At 30.3% G+C, this 24096-nt stretch carries 22 protein-coding genes; 20 read left to right on the top strand and 2 right to left on the bottom strand.

Annotated features, from left to right (window positions below):
- Nucleotides 1-63: 63 nt before the first annotated feature.
- Complete coding sequence (locus tag J2Z76_RS04405) at nt 64-618, top strand: DUF6648 family protein (RefSeq protein WP_209510791.1); 555 nt, start codon at nt 64-66, stop codon at nt 616-618.
- 75 nt (nt 619-693) lie between these two features.
- Here the strand turns inward: J2Z76_RS04405 and J2Z76_RS04400 are convergent, their stop codons facing one another.
- Nucleotides 694-1194 (bottom strand): hypothetical protein, encoded by a 501-nt coding sequence (locus J2Z76_RS04400; protein ID WP_209510790.1) that lies wholly within the window; start codon nt 1192-1194, stop codon nt 694-696.
- A gap of 278 nt (nt 1195-1472) precedes the next feature.
- On the opposite strand from J2Z76_RS04400, the gene J2Z76_RS04395 reads away from it, so the two are divergent.
- Together J2Z76_RS04395 and J2Z76_RS04390 are read left to right on the top strand one after the other, a co-directional pair.
- Nucleotides 1473-2381: an RluA family pseudouridine synthase gene (locus J2Z76_RS04395; RefSeq protein WP_209510789.1), complete on the top strand. Its 909-nt coding sequence runs from the start codon at nt 1473-1475 to the stop codon at nt 2379-2381.
- A 35-nt stretch (nt 2382-2416) separates the two neighbouring features.
- Nucleotides 2417-4078: a nucleoside kinase gene (locus J2Z76_RS04390; RefSeq protein ID WP_209510788.1), complete on the top strand. Its 1662-nt coding sequence runs from the start codon at nt 2417-2419 to the stop codon at nt 4076-4078.
- Between the two features lie 118 nt (nt 4079-4196).
- Here J2Z76_RS04390 and rodA read toward each other — a convergent pair whose 3' ends face one another.
- The gene (gene rodA / locus J2Z76_RS04385; protein WP_209510787.1) at nt 4197-5348 is read right to left on the bottom strand and encodes a rod shape-determining protein RodA; all 1152 of its coding nucleotides are present in this window, start codon (nt 5346-5348) and stop codon (nt 4197-4199) included.
- Between the two features lie 213 nt (nt 5349-5561).
- Here rodA and J2Z76_RS04380 point away from each other — a divergent pair, with 213 nt between their 5' ends.
- The 17 genes from J2Z76_RS04380 to yajC all read left to right on the top strand — a co-directional run bounded on the left by J2Z76_RS04380 (nt 5562) and on the right by yajC (nt 24059).
- Nucleotides 5562-6434 (top strand): patatin-like phospholipase family protein, encoded by an 873-nt coding sequence (locus J2Z76_RS04380; RefSeq protein WP_209510786.1) that lies wholly within the window; start codon nt 5562-5564, stop codon nt 6432-6434.
- Nucleotides 6435-6774: 340 nt separating this feature from the next.
- Nucleotides 6775-7818: a tRNA 2-thiouridine(34) synthase MnmA gene (gene mnmA / locus J2Z76_RS04375; protein ID WP_209510785.1), complete on the top strand. Its 1044-nt coding sequence runs from the start codon at nt 6775-6777 to the stop codon at nt 7816-7818.
- A gap of 56 nt (nt 7819-7874) precedes the next feature.
- The gene (locus tag J2Z76_RS04370) at nt 7875-9911 is read left to right on the top strand and encodes a sigma-54 interaction domain-containing protein (protein WP_209510784.1); all 2037 of its coding nucleotides are present in this window, start codon (nt 7875-7877) and stop codon (nt 9909-9911) included.
- 152 nt (nt 9912-10063) lie between these two features.
- The gene (locus J2Z76_RS04365; RefSeq protein ID WP_209510783.1) at nt 10064-10831 is read left to right on the top strand and encodes a gamma-glutamyl-gamma-aminobutyrate hydrolase family protein; all 768 of its coding nucleotides are present in this window, start codon (nt 10064-10066) and stop codon (nt 10829-10831) included.
- Complete coding sequence (locus J2Z76_RS04360; protein WP_209510782.1) at nt 10821-12518, top strand: ABC transporter substrate-binding protein; 1698 nt, start codon at nt 10821-10823, stop codon at nt 12516-12518. Before J2Z76_RS04365 ends, J2Z76_RS04360 begins: the two co-directional genes overlap by 11 nt.
- Nucleotides 12519-12761: 243 nt before the next feature.
- The gene (locus J2Z76_RS04355; protein WP_209510781.1) at nt 12762-13739 is read left to right on the top strand and encodes an ABC transporter permease; all 978 of its coding nucleotides are present in this window, start codon (nt 12762-12764) and stop codon (nt 13737-13739) included.
- Between the two features lie 12 nt (nt 13740-13751).
- Nucleotides 13752-14612: an ABC transporter permease gene (locus J2Z76_RS04350; RefSeq protein WP_209510780.1), complete on the top strand. Its 861-nt coding sequence runs from the start codon at nt 13752-13754 to the stop codon at nt 14610-14612.
- A gap of 33 nt (nt 14613-14645) precedes the next feature.
- Nucleotides 14646-15662 carry an ABC transporter ATP-binding protein gene (locus J2Z76_RS04345; RefSeq protein ID WP_209510779.1) on the top strand — a complete coding sequence of 339 codons (1017 nt, stop codon included), beginning with the start codon at nt 14646-14648 and terminating at the stop codon, nt 15660-15662.
- Between the two features lie 4 nt (nt 15663-15666).
- Nucleotides 15667-16677, top strand: coding sequence for an ABC transporter ATP-binding protein (locus tag J2Z76_RS04340; RefSeq protein WP_209510778.1), 1011 nt, complete (start codon nt 15667-15669; stop codon nt 16675-16677).
- Nucleotides 16678-16712: 35 nt separating this feature from the next.
- Entirely contained in the window at nt 16713-17465 is a 753-nt protein-coding gene (locus J2Z76_RS04335; protein WP_209510777.1) for a creatininase family protein, read from the top strand.
- 156 nt (nt 17466-17621) lie between these two features.
- Nucleotides 17622-18122, top strand: coding sequence for a crossover junction endodeoxyribonuclease RuvC (gene ruvC / locus J2Z76_RS04330; RefSeq protein ID WP_209510776.1), 501 nt, complete (start codon nt 17622-17624; stop codon nt 18120-18122).
- A 23-nt stretch (nt 18123-18145) separates the two neighbouring features.
- Nucleotides 18146-18754: a Holliday junction branch migration protein RuvA gene (gene ruvA, locus J2Z76_RS04325; protein WP_209510775.1), complete on the top strand. Its 609-nt coding sequence runs from the start codon at nt 18146-18148 to the stop codon at nt 18752-18754.
- A gap of 9 nt (nt 18755-18763) precedes the next feature.
- Nucleotides 18764-19804 carry a Holliday junction branch migration DNA helicase RuvB gene (ruvB, locus tag J2Z76_RS04320; RefSeq protein WP_209510774.1) on the top strand — a complete coding sequence of 347 codons (1041 nt, stop codon included), beginning with the start codon at nt 18764-18766 and terminating at the stop codon, nt 19802-19804.
- Nucleotides 19794-21533 carry a SpoIID/LytB domain-containing protein gene (locus J2Z76_RS04315; protein ID WP_209510773.1) on the top strand — a complete coding sequence of 580 codons (1740 nt, stop codon included), beginning with the start codon at nt 19794-19796 and terminating at the stop codon, nt 21531-21533. The genes ruvB and J2Z76_RS04315 overlap by 11 nt, the downstream gene beginning before the upstream one ends.
- Nucleotides 21530-22570, top strand: coding sequence for a tRNA preQ1(34) S-adenosylmethionine ribosyltransferase-isomerase QueA (gene queA, locus J2Z76_RS04310; protein WP_209510772.1), 1041 nt, complete (start codon nt 21530-21532; stop codon nt 22568-22570). The genes J2Z76_RS04315 and queA overlap by 4 nt, the downstream gene beginning before the upstream one ends.
- 14 nt (nt 22571-22584) lie before the next feature.
- Nucleotides 22585-23694 carry a tRNA guanosine(34) transglycosylase Tgt gene (gene tgt, locus J2Z76_RS04305; protein WP_209510771.1) on the top strand — a complete coding sequence of 370 codons (1110 nt, stop codon included), beginning with the start codon at nt 22585-22587 and terminating at the stop codon, nt 23692-23694.
- Nucleotides 23695-23723: 29 nt separating this feature from the next.
- On the top strand, nt 23724-24059 hold the full coding sequence (gene yajC / locus J2Z76_RS04300; RefSeq protein ID WP_209510770.1) for a preprotein translocase subunit YajC: 336 nt from the start codon (nt 23724-23726) through the stop codon (nt 24057-24059).
- The last annotated feature ends 37 nt before the right edge of the window (nt 24060-24096 follow it).

Here is a 24096-nt window from a genome sequence, read left to right as displayed (position 1 = left end):
TGATATTAATTTGTTTTTCTGTTAGAATATTTATTATGTTAATTTTGTAGAAAGAGTGATGATATGAACTATTTCAAACCTAATAAAAGTATTTTTGATGATTTTTTTGAACATAGAGATATGTTGATAATACAACATATGAATGGTGATATTAATAAAAAAGAGTATCTAGAGCTTAATTATAAGTATATGCTTGAGAAAAACATAAAGCCATTTCAACGTATTGACAGTATAGAAAAAGGTATGTATAACTATCAATATTACAATATGATGGCTAAGTATCATAGAATGGTTGCTCAGGATATTAAAGATAAAGGAAAGCATATAAGCTTTTACAGCAAATATCTAGAGGAAGCAGATTATTATTATAATGAAAAAGATAAAACCACATTTAGATTATTAAGATTTCTTCATTATGAAAATGTAGAAGCTTATTTTATTAAGATGGAGTCGTATAATCTTGAAGGAAAGTTATATGAAATTGTTCTTAGTGACTATGAATATGCAGTTCTTCATTCTAAAAGCATATGGCTTTTAGATGTATTGAAAAAAGAAAATGTATTTATTGAAGGAAGGAAAAAATCTGTAATAGATTATTATGTAAATCAAAGATACTAAATATAAAAAAAGTTGCTATGCAACTTTCGAGTATATAAAAAAAGTGGACGTTATCAACGTCCGTTTTTGTTTGAATTAATTTGCTTTAGCAATTATTTTAATTATATCATCTAAGTTTGTCCCAATAGATATTTCGAAACTACCACTTTGTAGCTTAGTATCAAGCCCCATTTCTACAGATCTATTTAGAAATTCATTTTTATCTACAATTAGATTAGAATTAATTAAAATATCACCTATTTTAGATGGAAATGAACCTGCTGGAATTTCAACTGTAGCAACAACATCGCTTTCTGTAGGAGTAGGGTTGTTAGGTTCGGTTGGTTCTTCTTCATCTTCTTCTTTATTAGGAATTTCTTCGTCTTTATCATTATTTGTTTGGTCATTTGTAACTGGAACTTCTACTTGAATATCGTTTGGAACAACTGCAAGTGTTTCTTTTTCTATATCCCTGTTAAATAGGATGTTAAATCTCCAGCCTAGCACAGCTATCATAATAACAGCTACGGTTATTATTAATCCATAGTCAGTCAATATATATAAAAAGTCTCTTATAGCGTTAATTATTTTTTTCATTTGAAGCACCTCAACAAATTTATAGTTACCACATAATATATTAACATAAAAATTGCATAGATACAATATATACGTTTAATAAAATTATGTAAATATTTTCTTATATTATTTAATAATGGGTTATATTTTGATGTATAATAATATTGGATGGTATAATTTTATTTCTTTTTGTGATGCTATCTGCTATAATACAAATAATAATTTAAGTTTAATTAGTATAGCATATAGTAATTATAAAAGAGTAGTGTTAAAAAATATAAAATACAATTGGAGTAAATATGAAAGAGATAATAATTACAAATAATGAATCTGGACAAAGAATGGATAGGTTTCTGAAAAAATATCTTAATAAAGCTAATTCAGCTTTCATTTATAAAATGATAAGGAAAAAAAACATAAAATTGAATAATTCCAAGGTAGAACCAGAAGTAGTTTTAGAAAAAGAAGATGTGGTACAAATTTATTTGTCTGATGATACTATAGATAAATTTAGGGAAAAGAAAAGTTTGCTTCAAACAGCAATTCATTTTAAAGTAGTGTACGAAGATGAAAATATACTAGTAGTAAATAAGCCTGTTGGGCTCAGTACACAACCTGATTTAACAAGTAAAAAGAGTTTAGTAGATGAAGTTAAAATGTATTTAGATGCAAAAGAGAAAAATATAAGTTTTACATTTAAACCAGCTGTATGCAATAGATTGGATAAGAATACTTCTGGTCTTGTAATTGCTGCTAAAAATTATGAAACTGTTAAGCAGGTTAATAAGGCAATAAGGGATAGAAATATAAAAAAATATTATGAAACTAAGGTACATGGAATAGTTTTAAAAGATTTAGAGCTTGAAGATTATATGATTAAAGATGATTATAAAAATATTGTTGAAATAGTTAAAGAAGAAATTGAAAGTGCTAAAAAAATAATTACATATGTACACCCTATTAAAAGAGAGGGTAAGTTTACATGGCTTGAAATAGAACTAGAAACAGGTAGGGCTCATCAAATTAGAGCTCATTTAGCATCTATAGGTCATCCTGTTGTGGGTGATAAAAAATATGGTAAAAGAGATAATGAGAAATATCAAATTTTACATGCATATAAAATTTTGCTAAATGGCTTCGAAGAAGAATTAAGTTACCTGAATGGAAAAGAAATAATATCGCATATAGATGAAAGATATGTTTTATAATATTAATAAATTGAATTATAAAATTGGAGGATTTCATGAAAATAGAAGTACAAAATGTAAAACAGTGTAATCAGATAGTTGAAATGGAAAAAGATGAATCGTTTTATGATTTAGTAAAAAAAATGGACAAAGAAAATTATAAAAAATATCTTGCAGTAAAGGTTAATAATAAACTGCAGGAACTTATAGTAAACAGCTACAATGAAGATGATAAAGTTAAATTTCTAGATTTAAATGATAATGACGGTCAGAGAATTTATATAAGGACTCTTTGTTTTATATATATTAAGGCCTGTAAAGATATTTTTAATTTTGTAGATGTTAATATTGAACATTCTTTAAATAGGGGCTTATATACAGAAATAAAAACTAAAAAAACCATAAATCAAGGCGATTTAAAAAGAATAAAAGATAGAATGCAAGAAATTATTTATAAACAAATGCCAATTAACAAAAAAATATTAAGTACGAAAGAAGCAACTGATATTTTTGCATCACAGGGTATGCATGATAAGGTTGAACTACTAAAACATTGGAATTCTGAATTTATAAGAGTGTATGAACTTGATGGTTACTATGATACATTTTATGGATATGTTGCTCCTAACACAAATGTAATAGACAAGTTTGATTTAAAATTATTTTTTCCAGGCATAATTTTGATTTTCCCAACTAAGGAAAACAATTTCGAACTTCCTGAATATATTGAACAAAAGAAACTTTCTAAAGTTTTTAAGGAAGCAGAGGATTGGGGGGAGATAATGGACATTGGTAATGTAGGCGTATTGAACAATAAAATAGTCGACAGTACTATTGATGATATGATACGCGTAAACGAAGCATTCCATGAGAAAAAAATTGCATATATAGCAGATGAAATTACTAAGGATAAAAATATAAAAATTGTATTGATAGCAGGCCCTTCATCTTCAGGGAAAACAACATTTGCCCAAAGGTTGTCAATTCAATTGAGAGTAAACGGCAAAAAAACTTATGCATTGTCTTTAGATGATTATTTTGTAAATAGGGATATGACTCCACGTGATGAGAATGGAGATTATGATTATGAAACAATAGGGGCATTGGACTTGGAACTTTTTAATGAGCAACTATTAAATTTAATGACCTGTCAACAAGTTCAAATACCTGTATTTAATTTTAAAATTGGAATGAGGGAATTTACTAGAGAACCAATAGAGTTAACTGATGATCATATAATTATTATAGAAGGAATACATGGTCTAAATGATAAGTTAACAGAAAATATTCCTCAAAAAAATAAGTTTAGAATATATATTAGTGCATTGACGCAACTTAACATTGATAACCATAACAGAATTGCAACATCTGATTTAAGATTAATAAGGCGAATAGTTAGAGATAACACACATAGAGGAAATGATGCACTAAAAACGCTTGAACTTTGGGATAATGTTGTAAAAGGTGCAGAAAAGTATATATTCCCATTTCAAGAAAATGCAGATGCTATATTTAATTCAGCACTTGTATATGAATTATGTGTGTTAAAAAAATATGCTATTCCATTGATTAAAAAAATTGATGAAGATAGCGAATACTATCCTGAGAGACAAAGATTATTAAAATTTTTAAGTTACTTTAAAAATATAGACAATGAAAGAGCAATTCCATACACATCCATATTGAGGGAATTTATAGGTGGAAGTTGCTTTGAGTAATCAATAGCATTGATTTTAAAGGTTTTATAGGGGACGCATTTTATGCGTCCTTTTTATGAATTATAACAATTTAATTAATATTTAATTTAAAATTTATTTCCTTTTACTCATCTATCATTTAAAACTCATTTAAATCAAAGCTATTTCTCTTCATACCTACTCCGAGGCATAAACCTATACTTACCATGTTAACTAACATAAAAGTTCCACCATAGCTAACAAATGGTAAAGGAATACCTGTTACAGGAACAAGCCCCATAGTCATACCAACATTTTCAAAGATGTGAAAAAAAAGCATTGCGGTGATTCCAGTTGCAATTAAAGATCCAAACATGCTTGTTGTGTGTTTAGCAATTCTTATGAGTCTATATAAGAGTATCGAATAAAGTACAAGTAAAAAAATTCCTCCTATAAAACCTAACTCTTCACCTATCACGGCAAATATAAAATCAGTTTCTTTTGTTGGAAGATAACCAAGTTGATTTTGAACACCTTTATACAAACCTCTACCGTATAGTAATCCAGAGCCAATTGCAGTTTTGGATTGTATAACCTGATATCCAGTATCTGTTGGATCTAGTTCAGGATAAACAAAAGTAACAATTCTGTCAAATTGATAGTTATCCCCCACTTGATAATCTTTCATAATATAAAAAAATGCACCAATAGCAATAACAGCAAAAATTAATCCTATAATTAAAACGACAGTTACATATTTATAGTCTATCCCACCTGCAAAAATCATTACTGCAATAAAGAATATAAAAACAAGAGCAGTACCTAAATCAGGTTGAAGTAATATTAGCCCGACTGGGAATAAAGCAAAAACTAGAATTTTAAAAAGTATAAATGGTTCATTTATATTATCCTTATTTAAATCAATATATTTTGCTAATGATATTATGACACCAAATTTGGCAATCTCTGATGGCTGGAAAACTATGGGGCCTATACTAATCCAGCTCCTTACATCACCCCATTCGGATGCATTTACAGGGTTCACCAAGGCATATAACAAAAGAATGTTTGAAAGAGCATAAATTTGTAGGTAAAACGTTCCATACAGGTCATAATCAATTATAACTAATACAAGAGCACAAATTAAACCAAGTACAAATGCTATAGTTTGTGTTCTTAAAAACCTATCACTACCCATAGCCTGGCTCATAGTGGCACTTTTAATTACAAGAAATCCGTATAAACATAAAATAAGAGTTGTAAATAATAATATAAAATCAAACCTTTTAAGTTTGTTGTCTTTTGTAAACATTTAATCCTCCAAATCTTAGATTTATGGTTATTATATCATAAAGCAAGCCAGATAACGGCTTGCATCACAACGATACAATAAATACATCAAGACAAAGACTTATGTCTTTGTTTCTTAGTTGTATTTATTATAACACAATGAATTATATAATAAAATATAATTTTTGTCTTAACCGTAGATTAAGAAATGCATAAAATATACAGAGGTGATTTTATGTCGGATATAGGTTTAGTTCTAGGTGGAGGCGGTGCTAAAGGAGCATATGAAATAGGTGCATGGCATGCATTGTGTCAACATGGAATAAATAAGAATATAAAAATGTATTCTGGTGCTTCTATTGGAGCAATTAATTGTGCACTAATACAATTGATGGACAGTGATAGTGCTGCTGAAGTATGGCTAGAGTATGATTTGCAAAAAAGGTTTATGGATAATGGAATTGATTACAATGAAATAGTACAAATTATAAACAGAATTAAAAAAGGTAAAAATGTAGATTTTGATGGTATTTTATCAAGAGATGGATTAATTGAATTATTAGATGAATTAAATATAGAAAACTTAGAAAAATCTGAAAAAGATTTTTATGCTTCAGTAGTAAATATAACTAAAATACCTAAAGAAAGGAGGTTTTTAAAGCCAGCTATTGATTGGTACGAAGGTAGAAAAACAGGATTTACACAGTATATTAATTTAAAAAATGCAAATAAAGATTTTATTGTAAAAGTTTTGTCTGCGTCATCAGCACTACCTGTTATATATACACCTATTATAATTGAAGACCAATATTTTGTTGACGGAGGTGTAAATGATAACTTACCAATATATCCTGTATATCAAAGTGGATATAGAAAAATTATTGTAATATCCTGTGAGAGAGTGAATTATTTTAGCATTATGAGAAGATACCCATCAATACAAATGATTTTAATTCAGCCATCAAGGTATTTAGGCAATCTTCTAAATGGAACACTAAATTTTAATCAAGATAAACTAAAGCAGTCATTTGAATTAGGATATAACGATGCTATGAATGCAATAAAGAGAAATCATTCTATTTTTGGTACTACTTTTTTAGGAGATTAGCCCAATTGAGTTGTAACATAAAATGTCAATGTGAATAGAATAAATACAAGCCACAAAGTAAAGGAATGATGATATGTTTTGCTGTGTAATACCTTGGCTAGCCTTAGGGTTTGGATTAGGCAGATGCAATAACTGCGGATGCAGGAGAGATAGATGCTGCTGCAATCGACGTTGTTGCGGAAATAGAAGATACTAAAAAAATAAATTTAAACTATATGTTTTAAAATATGAGCCATAACGATTATCGCTGTGGCTTTTATTTATTATATTGTTTTCAATGCATATATTTTGATGTATAATGTATTTAAATTAATGATTTTATGAGAAAAAGGAGATTGTTTTGATTAATAGTAAGAGAGTTGCTGTAGCCCTTAGTGGTGGTGTTGATAGTGGGGCAGTAGCATATATTTTAAAAGAACAGGGTTATAATGTGTTTGGAATTACTATGAAATTATTTGATGAATTTGATGTTAGTAGTTCTCAATATGTTGCAAAAATGCTAAATATAGAGCACTATATTGTAGATTTTAAAGAATATTTTGAAAATGAGGTTATAGATAAATTTGTAGGTGAATATTTAGAAGGAAAAACACCAAATCCATGTATAATGTGTAATATTAAAGTTAAATATGGTTTGATGATTGAAAAGGCTAAAGAATTAGGAGCAGATTTCATGGCTTTTGGACACTATGCAAATATAAAATATGATGAAAAGGATTTGAAATTTCACTTATATAAAAGTGATATAGAAAAAAAAGACCAATCATACTTTCTTTACCATTTAAACCAAGAGCAGTTATCATCGGTATTATTACCTTTAAATGGATATAAAAATAAAAATGAAGTAAGAGAGCTCGTCAAAAAAATCATTCCAGAAACTTCCGGAAAAAAAGACAGTCAAGACATATGTTTCATAACCAATATGAGCCATGGTAAATTTATAAAAAAAAGATGTGGGTTAATAAATACTGAAGGTAATTTTGTTGATTTAGACGGAAATTTTATTGGTAAACACACGGGTATATACAATTATACAATTGGTCAAAAAAGAGGGTTAGGAATTAACAATAATAATTCACTTTTTGTACTTAAAATAAATAATAAAACAAATGAGATTGTTCTTGGTGATGAAAAACATTTATATAAAGACGAAATAATAGTTGAAAATATAACATATATAGATGAAAACAATAAAAGATTACAAAGTATAGATTGTGAAGTTAAACTTTGTCAATGGGGATACTATTTAAAATGCATTGTAATAAACAAAGGTTGCAGTAAAGCTGTAGTGAGGTTTGAAAAACCTGAGAGAGCACCAGCACCTGGTCAATCAGCAGTATTCTACATAGGTGATGAGGTACTTGGTGGAGGAATAATTGTTTAAATAGAATAATGAAAGTCTATTTGAGGCAGCGCAAAAGCTGCATAATGGAGGTAATTATGAAAAGAATAAAACTTACTATCGTTTCAGTAGACAAGAAAATAGCTGAAGGATATAAGCAAGACATCGAAAAATTTTTCAATGGTACTATAGAAATAGAGATTAGTAGCATAGAAAAACATGAAATTATTAAAGAAATTGATGCAGATCTTATTCTTATATCAACATATTCAATATTTCGTTTAGTTAAACAATATGCTTCAAAAGATTGTGAAATAATAAAGATAAATACAACATTAAGTAAAAAGGGATATGAGAAAATAAGGAATTTACCTGTTGGGACAAATGCACTTCTTGTAAATGTAGGGCCTAGTACTGCAACAGAAACAATTTCGCTTCTGTATAATATAGGAAGAAAAGACATAGAATTATATCCTTATTACCCAGAAATAAAAGAATATCCCAAACTTGATATTGCAATTACTCCTGGTGAAGTAAAAATCATACCAAATTCAGTTAAAACTATAATAGACATTGGTAATAGAGTTACAGATGTTAGTACAATATTAAATATTATAACTAAACTTAATTTGAATAAGGAAAAATACAAACAGAAAATATTAGAGTATTGTAATGAAACAATCACTGCTAATTATGGCATAAGATATATAGTTACGGAAAATTACGAATTAGAAAATCAATTAGATATGCTGTTTGAAAACTTAAATGAAGGAATAATAATATATGATGAAAGTGGAATTATTAAAGATAGTAGCGGTAGTGCTAATAAACTAATAATGAATGATTATCAAAATATCGTAGGGGAAAAAGTTAAAGATATATTATTTATAAATGAAAATGAGGTTCATGTACTAAACACGGTTGAAAAGGTATTAAAAATAAATCAAAATGATATAATAGCTACGATTGTTCCTGCTAAAAAAGTGGGGTTAAATAATGGTGGTATCATCATATTAAAAAAATTTAGCGATGTAGAAAGAAAAATGCATGAGCATAGACAAATGGTAATGGGAAAAGGGCATAAATCTAAATATAGGCTTAATGATATAATTGGAAGCAGTCAAGAAATAAAAAAGTGTAAGCAAATAGCAATAAGGATGGCAAAATCAGAATCATCTGTACTTATTACGGGGGAAAGTGGTACAGGCAAAGAAATATTTGCTCACATAATTCATAATAATTCAAAAAGAAGAGATAATCAATTTGTTGCTGTTAACTGTTCTTCTTTTCCAGAAAATTTACTTGAAAGTGAATTGTTTGGTTATGAAGAAGGAGCATTTACAGGAGCTAAAAAAGGTGGAAAACAAGGATTGTTTGAAATAGCTCATGGAGGAACACTTTTTCTAGATGAAATTGGTGAAATACCGATACATTTGCAAAATAGATTACTTAGAGTATTGCAAGAACAAGAAGTAATGAGAATAGGTGGAGATAATGTGATGCATATTGATGTGCGTATAATTGCAGCAACAAATATCGATTTAGAAAAGAGAATTAAAGAAGGACAGTTTAGAAAAGATTTGTATTATAGATTAAGTGTACTCCCATTAAGCGTGCCTTCTTTAAGGGAACGGGAGAACGATATCTTTGAAATTTTTGAATATTATAGGAAAAAATATAAAGGGAAATTTGCCTTGTCAGATGAGGTTAAATATTTTTTTAAGAACTATGGTTGGGATGGAAACATTAGAGAACTTAAAAATTATGTTGAGTATTTTGCAAATTTAGAGAAACTAATTATTGAAAAAAATGATATACCTATATCCAATATTGAAAAACAAGATGTTTTGAAATTCCATGAGGGTGTCAATAATATAGAAAATACAAAGGTTAATTTTGAAGAAGAGTTATATACTATAATTTTAAAAATATTATATACATATTATAGGCAAAAGAAAAAAATAGGTAGAAAACAAATGTCTATAGAGTTAGAAAAACAGAATATATGCATGAGTGAACAGGAAGTAAGGAATTATCTTAAAATACTTGAACATTATGGATATGTTGAGATAGGAATAGGGAGAGGCGGAACAAAGATAACTCAAAATGGAGTAAACAAAATAAGCAAATTGTAACAATTGTAAAAATATAACACAATTTTTACAGTTAAACAGATAATCTATCCTATTAGAATAGTAAACCCCTTATAAAGCAATGAGTCATAGATTTAACAACTATTGGCATACAAATTGCTAAATAATCTTGTATAACAAGAATGGAGGTTAACATGAGGCCAGTTATAGGTATTACATCATATTTTGTAAAATCATATGAAGTTGATGGATTTAGACCAAGAGGAGTCAAAGGTCAAGATATGCTCATGTCAACAATGGATTATTTTAAATCAGTAGAAAGAGCGGGAGGAGTACCAATAGCAATACCTGTAATAAAAAGCCCTAACTACATAGAGGATATTACAGATAAAATAGACGGACTTATACTTGCTGGCGGACCTGACATATACCCCTTATTATATGATAAAAGTATAAGCAGGGGGTGCAAGAAAATAGTGGCTGACAGAGATCGATTTGAACTTGAATTGTTAAAGAAAACATTGGAGAAAAGCAAACCAGTATTCGGTATTTGTAGAGGGTTTCATATGTTAAATATATTTTTTGGTGGGACGTTATACCAGGATATATATTTTGATAATTTAACAAATATTGCTCATTCAGGAAGTAAAGCAACTCCTGACGAACCATGCCACAGTGTGTATTTTGAAAAAGGTAGCTTATTCAATAATGTTTTGGGAGATAAAACTAATGTTAATAGTTTTCATCACCAAGCAATCAAAGTAATTGGCAAAGGTTTAAAGGCTGTAGGATGGTCATGTGAAGATGATTTGATAGAAGCAATAGTACACGAAAGTATTGATTCCATACTTGGCGTTCAGTGGCATCCAGAAATGATGGCAGAGAATAATTATGAACAAATAAAAATTCTTAAATATTTTGTTAATCTAGTAAAAAGTAAGGGGGAGAAAAATGAAAATTAAAAAGATATTAGTAGTATTATTAGTTTGTGTAATGGTATTTAGCATTGTAGCATGTGAAAAGGCATCGGAACCAACAGATAATCAACCAGTTCAAGAAGAATCTGTAGTGCTTAATGAAGCGGATAAAATCCCTGCATTAGAAATGTGGATTACTTCTCAAACATATGATCCCGTTAGGTACGAAGCAGGAATTATGATTGCAGATTCGTGGAAAGAATTAGGATTTGATGTAAATATTACTACAATGGAATGGGCAACCATGTCAGCTGAAGGTATGGCTGGACATAAACACGATGCATTTATGATTCAATGGGGAGGTAAATCTGAACGTATAGATCCATTTCATTGGCTTTATACAATGCATTACTCAGGAGAAGGTGAAGAAGGTGGATATAATGTTGCTGGATACAATAACCCTAAATATGATGCTTTAGCAGAAGAATTTGCTACTAATATGGATACATCAGTAAGAATAGAGAAATCGGCAGAAATGCAAAAAATATTAGCTTCTGATGTTCCACAGCCACCAATAGCTCATAGAATATTGACGCAAGTTTATAATAAAGATAAATATGATAACGTTACACCCGCAATGGGTGAAGGTTTATATAGTTTTTGGAACTGGATAAATGTAACACCTAAGACAGATGATAAAATTATAAAATTTGGTTCGGTTCTTGATATAAAACTACTAAATCCACTTACTACAAAAACCGGTCAAGATATTTATATGTTAAATTTAATTTATGACCCATTAGTTAGAGTGGATATTAAAGGACAAGTGGTTCCGTGGCTTGCAGAATCATATGATGTCATAGATGATACTACTATAGACGTAACTTTAAGAGATAATGTAAAATTCCATGATGGAAAACCTTTGACTGTGGAAGATGTTAAATTTACATTTGATTTTGCAAAAGAGGTTAGTTCTCCATATTATTTATCAAAAATAAAAGCACTTGATTCAGTTGAAATAATTGCAGAAAATGAATTGAGATTTAAACTTTCTGAACCATTTGCGCCGTTTATTTCTAATGGATTAGCTTTAGTTGGAATACTTCCTAAGCATATTTGGGAAAAAGAATATGAAGAAAGAGGAATGGAAGGAATTCTTTCATGGGAGAATTTACCTACAATTGGTAGTGGACCATTTATGTTCGATTATTGGAGACCGAATGAAGAGTTTATGCTTACTTCAAATAAAGAACATTTCTCTGCTCCAAAAACTGATGGAATATTAAGAATACCATTTACACAGTCATTTGGTGTAGTACAATCATTAAAATCTGGAGAAATAGATATTACAGGAAATAATATGCTTCCTCTTGAGTTAGAAGAAATTGCAAATGCTGAGCATCTTCAAACTGTAGAAATTGCAGATCAAGGTAGTTACTTTTTACATTATAACATGAGAAAAGCGCCATTTAATGATGTTCATGCTAGAAGAGCATTAACAATGGCAATACCAAAGCAGGCTATAGTGGATGTAGTATTTGGAGGCAGAGCATTAAAAGCATATTCTGTAGTAGCTGAAATTAATGAAACGTGGCATAATTCAGATATTGAGAAAATAGATTACAATATGAACAATGCTAAAAAAGAATTAGAAGATGCAGGATTTAGATGGGATGAAAATGGAAAATTATACTTCCCTGAAAATTATGTACCACAAGAATATTTAGATTAATATGTGAGGCGGGCTAAAGCCCGCTTCAGGCTTATGACAAACCCCAATTTCTTCGTTGCTTCAAAAATGTTCAATCCTCACGTATTACGTATACGTTGCGGTTGCCCATTTTTTCGCGCCTTGAAATTGAACTTTGTCAAAAGCCTGTCATCTTGCTTACTTTGTCAGCAATCTGAGGCGGGCTAAAGCCCGCTTCTTGAAAATTTTTTTTAAATATAGTTAACATAAAACGGAGTTGTTAAAATGAGACTATTAAAATATATAACCAAAAGAATATTAGTAATGTTACTTACCTTATTTGTACTCGTAACAATATTATTCTTTTTATTTAGAGTAGTGCCAGGAGATCCGGTAAGCATGTTCATAGATTCTGGTCTAGATAGGGAATCACAAGAGTTATTGCTAAAACATTATGGACTAGATAAGCCTATAGGACAGCAATATATAATTTATATAAAAAATTTATTAAAAGGAGATTTTGGTAATTCATTTCAGTATGGTAAATCAGCATTAGAAGTTATAGCAGAAAGATTTTGTAACACAATGATACTTATGGTTACATCGCTAATAATAGCTTTTTTTATAGGTATAACAGCTGGTGCGGCATTGGCGTGGAAGAGAAATACAAAATTTGACATGATAGGGACAATAATAGCGTTAATAGTTAGATGTGCGCCTATATTCTGGACAGGAATGATATTATTATCTATATTTGCATTTAAATTAAAAATATTGCCTTTAGGCGGAATGAATACACCAGGGATGAGATTTGATAATCTATTAGAGAAATATTTGAATTTTGATTTTTTAAAACATCTTATTTTACCAGCTGTAACAGCAGCACTGTATTCAGCTGCCACACCTCTACTTGTCATGCGTACATCAATGCTAGAGGTAATCAAAGAAGACTATATAGAATTAGCGCGGGCAAAGGGATTAAAAGAAAAAAGAATAATGAGAAAACATGCAATGAGAACTGCATTATTGCCTGTAGTAACAATATTTGCTGTACAGGCAGGATTTGCCATTGGGGGATCTGTTCTTATTGAAACTGTGTTTAGATGGCCAGGAATGGGAAGAGAAATAGTTCTAGCAGTATCCTTTAGAGATTATCCTCTTGCTCAAACAGCATTTTTACTTATAGGGGTCATGACAGCACTATTTAACTTGATTGCTGACATATTATATGCATATCTTGACCCAAGAGTAGCATTGGATTAAAGGAGGACTAAAATGATAACATTAAATAAAATCTTAAGAATGTTAAGAAATAACAAAGTAGGAATGATAGGTCTTTTAATATTTTTGAGTTTTGTAATAATTGCAGTTTTTGCAGACCGTATTGCTCCATATGATCCAATGAAAATACAATATGATAGTGATGGAGGAGTTAAAAGACTTCAACCCCCTTCCAAAGAACATTATTTAGGTACTACGTGGATGGGGAGAGATGTTTTTTCTCAAATGATTGTAGGATCACGTATAGCAGTACTAGTTGGAGTAATATCTGCTGTATGTGTAGTTTTTATTGGTACTAATATAGGCCTTATAGCTGGATATTTTGGTGGTACATTAGATAACGTAATGATGCGTTTAGTTGATATAGTATATGGAATACCTTTTCTTCCTTTTGCACTTATATTGGTTGCAATTTTAGGACCAGGAATTAAAAACATAATACTTGCAATAGTGCTTATAACATGGAGAAATTCTTCTCGTGTAATAAGGTCACAAGTATTATCATTGAAAAATAGAACTTTTATTGAGGCAGCAAAATTAAGTGGTGCAAGTCATTGGCGAATAATATATAAACATATTGCCCCAAATGTTATGCCGTTATCACTTGTATATGTTTCAACAACAATGGCATCAGCAATAATGACTGAGTCAAGTTTAAGTTTTCTTGGTTTTGGAGATCCTCTTCAAGTAAGCTGGGGGAAAATATTATATGCATGTTATTCATCTCAAGCTATGTTTAAAGCATGGTGGTGGATGATACCACCTGGAATAGCAATAACACTTTTGGTATTGTCAGGATATCTTATGGGAAGAGCTTTTGAAGAAATAGCTAATCCTAAGCTCAGAGAGAGATAATTAGATAAGAATAGCGAAAGGAATGTAATTACTATGAAACTATTAGAATTGAATAACGTAAGTATAGATTATAAAACTATAGAAGGAAATATAAGAGCTGTAGATAAAATATGTCTAAGTATAGAAGATGGAGAAATATTAGGTTTGGTTGGAGAATCAGGATGCGGAAAAACCACTCTCATTAAAAGTATAATTGGACTATTGCCTCAAAATGGAACTGTTGCTGAAGGAGAAATATTTTTCGAAAATGAAAATCTATTAAAACTAACAAAAGATGAAATGAGAAAAAAAAGGTGGAAAGATATTTCCATGATTACTCAAAGTGCGATGAACTCTTTGAATCCTGTTTATAAAATTAGTTGGCAAATAGTTGAAGCTATTCAAGCTCATAAAGAAATATCAAAAGAAGATGCATATAAAAGAGCAGAAGAATTGTTTGAACTTGTAGGATTAGAAAAAGGAAGATTAAATGATTATCCACATCAATATAGTGGAGGCATGAAACAAAGAGCAATAATTGCTATGGCACTAGCTTTAAATCCTAAGATTATAATAGCAGATGAACCAACGACAGCCTTAGATGTAATAGTTCAATCCCAGATACTAGAAAGAATAAACAAACTATTAGAAAATTATCAAGGTTCTATGATACTTGTAACTCATGATATGTCAGTAATCGCACAAACCTGTACAAAAGTAGCGGTAATGTATGGTGGTAAAATAGTTGAATATGGAGAAGTAAATCAAGTTTTTAAAGAACCTAATCATCCGTATACTATGGGATTGAAAAATGCATTTCCAAGCCTTGTTGGGGAGAAAAACGACCTCATTTCAATACCTGGCATTCCACCGAATCTACTTAATGAAATAAAAGGCTGTAGGTTTAAAGATAGATGTCCATTTTCAATAGAAAAATGTTCACAGGAAAACCCTAAAAAAACTAATATAGAAGAAGGTTTCTTCTATTGTCATCGTGAAGAAGAAAGAGAAAAATTAAGAGTGCTTGCAAGTAAACAAGAAACATGGTTGCAAGAAAACATTAAGGAGTGACAATATGAGTAGTTTACAAGATAGCAGGTATATCTTAGAGGCAAATAATATAAGAAAAGATTTTAATGTAAAAGTTAAAAATAATAAAATAGTTGCAGAAGAAAAAATTCTTAAAGCTGTAGATAATATAAATTTAAAAATAAAACCAGGTGAAACGTTAGGCTTAGTTGGGGAATCAGGATGTGGAAAAACCACTACAGCTAAACTTCTTTTAGGACTTTATAAACCAACAGAAGGAAAAATAATATGCGAAGGTACTGATATTACTGCTTTCAAACGTAAACAGTTAAAAGCCTTTAGGAAAAAAGCTCAAATGATATTCCAAGATCCTTATGAATCTTTAAATCCAAGATTTAAAATTAAAGATGTATTAATTGAACCATTAATTATACATAAAATAGGTAGTAATTATAAAGAACAATTGAAAATAGCTGAAGATATACTTGAAGAAGTCGGTTTAAAACCAGCACAAACATATTTGGAGAGATATCCGCATGAAATGAGTGGAGGACAAAGACAAAGAGTGGCAATAGCAAGAGCATTAATATTAAATCCTTCATTACTTATAGCTGATGAGCCGGTATCAATGCTTGACGTGTCTATAAGAGCAGGAATATTAAGTTTATTAAGAAAAATGATAAAAGAAAGAAACTTAGCTGCTATTTGTATATCACATGATCTTTCTTTAATAAGGTATATAAGTGATTATACTGCTGTAATGTATTTAGGTAAAATTGTTGAAATCGCACCTACGGAACAACTAATCAAAAAAAGATTTCATCCATATACAGAAGCTTTGTTAGAAGCAGTGCCTAATCCTGATCCAGACTTTAAAATAAGTTTACAAAATATAAAAGGGGAAGCACCAAATCCTGTAGATAAACCTAATGGCTGCAGCTTTCATCCAAGGTGTGTAAAATGTATGGAAATATGTAAAAAGGAACAGCCACAGCAAGTTGAAATTGAAAAGGGGCATTTTGTACTTTGTCATTTGCATAAAAATAAAAATTCATGAGGATATGGCTAAAATAAAAACTGAAAGGAAGTAAAATGAAAGCATTAATTTTAGAAGAATTAACATGGGTAGAGTTAAATAAGTATATAAATGATGTAAAAGTAGCATTAGTACCTACTGGTTCTTATGAGCAACATGGGCCAAATACAACATTCGCTACAGATACGGTTAGAGCATACGAAATAGCTAAAATGCTAGGAGAGAAATATGGAAGTGATGCATTGATTTGTCCACCTGTTGGATATGGTATATCTCCTCATCACATGAAATTTCCTGGTACAATTACATTGCGACCGGATACATATATTTCAATTTTAATGGATATTGCATGGAGTTTGAAACAGCATGGTATAAATAAAATATTGTATCTTACAGGGCATGGAGGAAATAGATTTGCATTAGGCACAGCAATAACAAAGATAAAAATGGAGTATAATATAGATGCATATTGGTCAGGAGTTGGTTCGGGAGTAGTAAAAGATTTGTTAGATGAAAAAAACTGCTCAAAGATAAGGGGGCATGCTTGCGAAGCAGAAACATCACAAAGTTGGTATTTAGCTCCATGGCTCGTAAAAGAGGAAGCATTGGAAAAAGGAAAAATAAAAAAAGAAAGCAAATATAAAGATAAAGGAATTGTAAAAGATGGTGGAGTGTATTGGGATTTTTATGAAGTTTCTGAAAATGGGGCATTAGGAGATTCTACGAAGGCAAGCATAGAGCTTGGAAAAGAAATAACAGATTTGGTTATAGAAAGACTATGTGAAATGATAGATAAAATAATATTATAAACAATAAAGGCTGCAAATGCAGCCTTTGTTACTTGTTAAATAAGTTTTTCTTAACAAAATAGTAAAGTTATGATATAATTAAACTGCAATTGTTGAATAAATTACAGAACTATAAGGAAAAATTAGACAATTAATAAATCTAATAAAAGGACTAATATGATAATATTTGGAATTGATCCAGGTCTTGCAATTTCGGGATATGGAGTAGTTAATTACATAGGAAATAAATTTGAAGTTCTTGAATATGGTGCAGTCATAACAAATAGCTGTGAGGAATTTCCAAATAGGTTAAAGATAATTTATGATAGCTATACTGAACTATTTGAAAAGTACAAGCCTGAAGCTGTGTCTATTGAAGAACTTTTTTATAATAAGAATGTTAAAACTGCAATAGCTGTAGCACAAGCTAGAGGCGTACACTTATTAGCAGCTGTAAACCAAAGTATTCCACTTTATGAATATACACCATTGCAAATAAAGCAGGGAATAGTTGGCTATGGAAGGGCTGAAAAGAGACAGGTTCAAGAAATGGTTAAAGTAATATTAAAACTTGATGAAGTACCAAAACCCGATGATGTGGCAGATGGATTAGCTGCTGCTATTTGCCATGCACATTCGTTAAAATTCGCAAATAAATTTAAAATAGAGAAATATTAGAAAGTAAATGAGGGTAGTATCTTATGATAAGTTTTATAAAAGGTGAAATAGTAAAAAAGGGTCTAGATTATTTAATAGTTGAGAATAATGGCATAGGTTACTTTATAAATACTTCTTTTAGTACTTTAAATATGGTAAAAGAAGGTGAAAAATTATTAATATATACCTATATGCATGTTAGAGAAGATATTCTTTCCCTTTTTGGATTTTTAAAGCAGGAAGAAATTGATATGTTTAAAAAGCTAATTTCAGTTAGCGGAGTAGGTCCAAAGGCAGGTCTTTCAATATTGTCAACATATGATACTAATACTATAAAAGCAATAATATTAAAAGATGATTCAACTAAGATGTCTAAGGTGCCAGGAATAGGAAAGAAAACTGCAAGTAAAATAATTCTTGAGTTAAAAGATAAAGTAGGAACTATAGAATCATTAGATAAAGATGATTATTTATTAGATGAATATGTATCAACAACAAGTAGTGATAAAGAATCTTCATCAGATGTAATAAATGCATTAGTTGCTTTAGGTTTTACTCAGTTTGAAGCAAAAAAAGCCCTGGAGAATATTGATATTAAGGGCAAGTCGGAAAATGAAATAATTATGGAATTATTAAAAAATATTAACAGTTAGGGTGGAATAATGATAGATAGAGAAAATGAAATTATCGTAAGTACCCTTAATGAAGGGGAAGAGGATATTGAATTAGGTCTGCGCCCACAAAAGTTAGCGAACTACATAGGTCAAGATAAGGTAAAGGAAACTTTGGATATATTTATAGAGTCTGCTAAAATGAGAAATCAGCCTTTAGACCATGTATTGTTGTCCGGGCCTCCTGGTCTTGGTAAAACAACTTTAGCTAATATTATTTCTAATGAAATGGGTGTGAATATTAGAGTTACTTCAGGACCTGCAATTGAGCGCCCTGGTGATTTAGCGGCCATACTTACCAATTTAAATGAAAATGATGTTTTGTTTATAGATGAAATACATAGATTAAATAAAAGTGTTGAAGAAATAATGTATCCAGCACTAGAAGATTATGCTCTTGATATAATTATAGGAAAAGGTCCATCTGCAAGGTCTATTAGACTTGATTTGCCTAAGTTCACTCTGATAGGAGCTACAACCAGAGCTGGTATGCTTGCTTCACCACTTAGAGATAGGTTTGGTGTAATGTGTAACCTTGATTTTTATAATGCAGAGGATTTGAAAAAAATAATTTTAAGATCTGCTGGTATAATTAATATACAAATTAATGAAACTGGTGCAGAAGAAATTGCAAGAAGGTCAAGGGGTACACCGAGAATTGCTAACAGACTTTTAAAAAGAGTTAGGGATTATGCCATAGTTAAAGGTGATGGTATAATAGATACTCAAACAGCGGATAAAGCTCTTAAAATGTTAGAAATAGATGGAACGGGATTGGATAAATTAGATAGAAGAATATTAAATACAATAATAGATTATTATAAAGGTGGTCCCGTTGGACTAGAAACCCTTGCAGCATCTATAGGAGAAGAAAAGGGTACAATTGAAGATGTTTATGAACCCTATTTGTTACAAATAGGTTTTATAAATAGAACGCCTAGAGGTAGAATTGTAACTGAATTAGGATATAAACATGTAAATAAGGCTAAAGATGAAAATAGTAATCAAATAAGCATGAATTATGAAGGGTGAAGAGATGAAAAAAATTGCTAAAGGCTTTATAATTGTTGTTGTTTTATTGATGTTTTCCATAGGTACATGCTTTGGGTTAGATGCAGATACTTATGTTAGGGTAAGGATTAGATCGCCTAGAGGTTATAATGAGCATGCAATGCTAAAAGGATATGATAATATTCATGTTTATGAGAAAAATGGCAATGAATTAGTTGAACTATTTCAATTAGATACAGAACTTAATTTCTTATTAGACACATATTATGATAGTAATTTAAATGTACAATTAAAAAACCCAACAACTGGTCCTTATCATGTAAAATTAAAGAATAAGCAATTTTCTACATTTGAGGAAACTCAAGTAGAGATAAGAAACCTGGAAAAAAGTATTGATTTATGTTTTTATCCATATTACAATGGTGAACGATATGAAATAACCGTTGGTTCTTATGTGGATGAAAATACAGCTATTGATACTATTAATAAACTTAATAATAACAATTTAGATAGCGAAATACTTTGTGGTATAAATAAAAATATTGTTGTCTATAATAGCGAAAATAATATTGCATTTATGTATAGTAATAATTATAATATTTATTTTACATCATATAACAGCAATTTATCATTCAATATGATAAGTATTGATAAAAAACCATTTAGAGGAATGATGGGATTTTATATAATTGATGAATCAAAGCTTATATCTATAAATTATGTAGATATAGAAGGCTATTTATATGGAGTTGTTCCAAATGAAATTATTCCGTCATGGCCAATTGAGGCTATTAAGGCTCAAGTATTAGCTGCTAGGACGTATGCCATGTCATGCTTAGATTATAAGTCAAATTATGGTTACGATCTAGAGGATAATCAAGATAGTCAGGTTTATAGAGGATATGCTAGTGAATATGAAGATATTAATAAGGCGGTTGACGATACTAAAGGACAAAAGATATACTATGATGATAAATTAATTAAGGCATTTTTTCATTCATCTAGTGGTGGAAGTACGGAAAACTCTGAAAATATTTGGTTTGAAGCGTTACCTTACTTACGAGGTGTACAGGATGAATATTCTAATATTTCTCCACAAACTGAGTGGAATAAGGTTGCTACAAAGGATTATATTATTGGGAAACTTCAAGATGATGGTAATGATATAAATGATCTCTATGGTATTGAAATATCTAAAGTTTCTGAGAATTACAGGGTTTTGGAGTGCATATTTCTAACTGATATTGGTAAAATTACATATAAGAAAGAAAATGTAAGAAGGGTTCTCGGTTATGACTTTTTATTAAGTTCATGGTTTACAACTAAAAATAGCAACTTTTTTTATTTTACCAATGAATCATTTGCAGAATTAAGTAAGAATGTTATTATGCAAAAAGAAGAGAATACTGGTAGTAGTATATTAGATGTTATTGTTGATTTAGATGATGAAGAATTAGATAGTTCTTATGAGGAAATTAATCCATCTACAGTATTAGATACAGGCAATATTGATGGGAAATATTTAATTTCAAGTACAAAAACTGCAAGTGTAAATAAAAATAGTACAGCCTTTATTAGTAAATCAGGAATATCAATTCAAGATAATGATACATCTGAGTACAATTTCAGTGGTAGAGGTTGGGGACATGGCATTGGTATGAGCCAATATGGAGCAAAGGAAATGGCAACGCAAGGTTTTACATATGAAGAAATACTAAAATATTATTATACTGGAGTTACAATTAAATGATAGAAATAAATTCGAAAACAAGTGATTTTTACTATGATTTACCAGAAGAACTTATAGCACAAACGCCATTACAGGATAGGGATCATTCTAGGTTATTAGTTTTGGACAAATCTACTGGTGAAATAGAACATAAACATTTTTATGATGTGGTTGACTATCTAAATGAAGGTGATTGTATTGTTATTAATGATACTAAAGTTTTACCAGCTAGGTTGTTTGGAGTGAGAAAAGACACAGGCGCTGTCATCGAGTTGTTGTTATTGAAAAGAATTGATGATAAAAAGTGGGAAACACTTGTTAAACCAGGAAAAAAAGCAAAAGTAGGAGCAGAGCTGATTTTTAAAGATAACTTGCTCTTAGGAAAAATAACTGATGTTCATGATGATGGAAATAGAATAATAGAGTTTGAATTTGAAGGTATATTTGAAGAAATTTTGGACCAACTAGGCGAAATGCCTCTGCCTCCATACATACATGAAAAATTAGAAGATAAAAATAGATATCAGACTATTTACGCTGCTAATCCAGGTTCTGCGGCGGCTCCAACGGCAGGGTTACATTTTAATGATGAAGTTATAAAAATGATAGAAGAGAAGGGCGTAATTATTGCAAAATTAACTTTACATGTTGGGTTAGGGACATTTAGGCCAGTTAAGTCAGAGTATATTCTAGAACATAAAATGCATTCTGAATATTATGAACTATCAGAAGGTGAAGCAGAAAAAATAAATAAGGCTAAACTTGATGGAAAAAAAGTTATTTCCGTTGGTACCACCAGTACAAGAACATTGGAAACTATTGGAGATGACAAAGGATTAGTAAGAGCGCAAAATGGATGGACTGATATATTCATTTATCCAGGATATAGTTTTAAAGTAGTAGATTCACTCATTACAAATTTTCATCTGCCTGAATCTACGCTCATTATGCTTGTAAGCGCTTTGGCAGGTAAAGAAAATATAATGAATGCATACAATGAGGCTGTTAAAAATAAATACAGGTTTTTCAGTTTTGGTGATGCAATGATAATAAAATAAAAAGTAGGTGAATTATGTTTGAATTTGAATTAATAAAGGAATCTTCGGAATGTAAAGCTAGACTTGGCAAGATACACACTAATCATGGAGATATTGAGACACCAATATTTATGCCTGTTGGTACAAAGGCAACAGTAAAGGCAATGACTCCAGAAGAATTAAAAGATATAGAAGCTCAAATAATATTGGGCAATACATATCATTTGTATCTTAGACCAGGTCATGATTTAATAGAAGAGGCTGGTGGTTTGCACAAATTTATGAATTGGGACAGACCAATACTAACTGACAGTGGTGGTTTTCAAGTTTTTAGTCTTGGAAATTTAAGAAAAATTACTGAAGAAGGTGTTGAATTTAGATCCCATGTTGATGGCTCTAAACATTTTATAAGTCCGGAAAAATCTATGGAAATACAAAATAGCCTTGGTTCTGATATTATGATGGCATTTGATGAATGTGTTCCATATCCTGCAACATATGAATATGCTAAAAATTCTATGGAAAGGACTACTAGATGGGCTAAAAGATGTAAGGAATACCATAAGAATACTGAAAATCAAGCTTTGTTTGGGATAGTTCAAGGAAGCATGTATGAGGATTTAAGAAAAGAAAGTGTAAAGCAACTTACTGAACTTGATTTCCCAGGTTATGGTATAGGTGGCTTGAGTGTTGGTGAACCTAGAGATTTGATGTGTGAAGTAATGGATTACACTGTAGAATTGCTTCCTAAGGATAAACCTAGATATCTTATGGGAGTAGGAAGCCCTGACTACCTTTTTGAAGCAGTTGAAAGAGGTATTGATATGGCAGATTGTGTATTGCCTACTAGAATGGCTAGAAATGGGGCCTTTATAACAAGTAAAGGTCAGGTTACAATCAAGAATGCAAAGTATAAGCGAGATTTTTCGCCAATAGACTCAAATTGCAACTGTTATACTTGCAGAAATTATTCTAAAGCGTACATGAGGCATCTTTTCAATGAAAATGAGATTTTAGGGGCAAGGCTTGCCACAATTCACAATTTATTTTTCTTGATTAATTTGATGAAACGTATTAGAATAAGTATTGAGGAAAATAATTTCATTAACTTTAAAAAAGAGTTTTATGAAAATTATGGATATTAGACAAGATTAATTAAATTTTAGGAGGAACTATGCCACAACAATTAACAAGTATAGTTATGATGGTCGTTTTATTTGGTGCTATGTACTTTTTAATGATTAGACCGCAGAAAAAAAAGGACAAAGAAGTAAGAGCTATGAGAGATAGCCTATCTCAAGGTGATGAAGTCATCACAATTGGTGGAATCCATGGTAAAGTTGTTAAGGTAAATGAAGAATTAGTAACTTTAGAAATGACTTATGGAAAACAAAGAATCAATTTCTCAAAATGGGCAATAGGTAGTGTTACTAAAAAGGGAAAAGGGTCTAAAGCTGACGAAGTTGTAGAAGAATTACCTGAAGTAACTGAAGATAAAAAAGAAGATTAAGAATAGCTATAATAAAAGGAGCAAAGCTTATATGTGC

This window comes from Sedimentibacter acidaminivorans, from assembly GCF_017873955.1.
In the GTDB taxonomy this organism is placed as follows: domain Bacteria; phylum Bacillota; class Clostridia; order Tissierellales; family Sedimentibacteraceae; genus Sedimentibacter; species Sedimentibacter acidaminivorans.
The sequence above is the reverse complement of the archived record's forward strand: the minus strand, read 5'-3'. Positions and strand labels throughout refer to the sequence as shown.

Excerpts from the sequence above, each read along its gene's own strand:
- ruvC (WP_209510776.1), top strand. The coding sequence starts at position 17,622 with ATGATAATATTTGGAATTGATCCAGGTCTTGCAATTTCGGGATATGGA.
- J2Z76_RS04350 (WP_209510780.1), top strand. The coding sequence starts at position 13,752 with ATGATAACATTAAATAAAATCTTAAGAATGTTAAGAAATAACAAAGTA.
- J2Z76_RS04365 (WP_209510783.1), top strand. The coding sequence starts at position 10,064 with ATGAGGCCAGTTATAGGTATTACATCATATTTTGTAAAATCATATGAA.
- J2Z76_RS04370 (WP_209510784.1), top strand. The coding sequence starts at position 7,875 with ATGAAAAGAATAAAACTTACTATCGTTTCAGTAGACAAGAAAATAGCT.
- J2Z76_RS04400 (WP_209510790.1), bottom strand. The coding sequence starts at position 1,194 with ATGAAAAAAATAATTAACGCTATAAGAGACTTTTTATATATATTGACT.
- J2Z76_RS04390 (WP_209510788.1), top strand. The coding sequence starts at position 2,417 with ATGAAAATAGAAGTACAAAATGTAAAACAGTGTAATCAGATAGTTGAA.
- J2Z76_RS04405 (WP_209510791.1), top strand. The coding sequence starts at position 64 with ATGAACTATTTCAAACCTAATAAAAGTATTTTTGATGATTTTTTTGAA.
- ruvA (WP_209510775.1), top strand. The coding sequence starts at position 18,146 with ATGATAAGTTTTATAAAAGGTGAAATAGTAAAAAAGGGTCTAGATTAT.
- J2Z76_RS04345 (WP_209510779.1), top strand. The coding sequence starts at position 14,646 with ATGAAACTATTAGAATTGAATAACGTAAGTATAGATTATAAAACTATA.
- yajC (WP_209510770.1), top strand. The coding sequence starts at position 23,724 with ATGCCACAACAATTAACAAGTATAGTTATGATGGTCGTTTTATTTGGT.
- J2Z76_RS04315 (WP_209510773.1), top strand. The coding sequence starts at position 19,794 with ATGAAGGGTGAAGAGATGAAAAAAATTGCTAAAGGCTTTATAATTGTT.
- J2Z76_RS04395 (WP_209510789.1), top strand. The coding sequence starts at position 1,473 with ATGAAAGAGATAATAATTACAAATAATGAATCTGGACAAAGAATGGAT.
- ruvB (WP_209510774.1), top strand. The coding sequence starts at position 18,764 with ATGATAGATAGAGAAAATGAAATTATCGTAAGTACCCTTAATGAAGGG.
- queA (WP_209510772.1), top strand. The coding sequence starts at position 21,530 with ATGATAGAAATAAATTCGAAAACAAGTGATTTTTACTATGATTTACCA.
- J2Z76_RS04360 (WP_209510782.1), top strand. The coding sequence starts at position 10,821 with ATGAAAATTAAAAAGATATTAGTAGTATTATTAGTTTGTGTAATGGTA.
- J2Z76_RS04380 (WP_209510786.1), top strand. The coding sequence starts at position 5,562 with ATGTCGGATATAGGTTTAGTTCTAGGTGGAGGCGGTGCTAAAGGAGCA.
- J2Z76_RS04355 (WP_209510781.1), top strand. The coding sequence starts at position 12,762 with ATGAGACTATTAAAATATATAACCAAAAGAATATTAGTAATGTTACTT.
- J2Z76_RS04335 (WP_209510777.1), top strand. The coding sequence starts at position 16,713 with ATGAAAGCATTAATTTTAGAAGAATTAACATGGGTAGAGTTAAATAAG.
- rodA (WP_209510787.1), bottom strand. The coding sequence starts at position 5,348 with ATGTTTACAAAAGACAACAAACTTAAAAGGTTTGATTTTATATTATTA.
- tgt (WP_209510771.1), top strand. The coding sequence starts at position 22,585 with ATGTTTGAATTTGAATTAATAAAGGAATCTTCGGAATGTAAAGCTAGA.
- J2Z76_RS04340 (WP_209510778.1), top strand. The coding sequence starts at position 15,667 with ATGAGTAGTTTACAAGATAGCAGGTATATCTTAGAGGCAAATAATATA.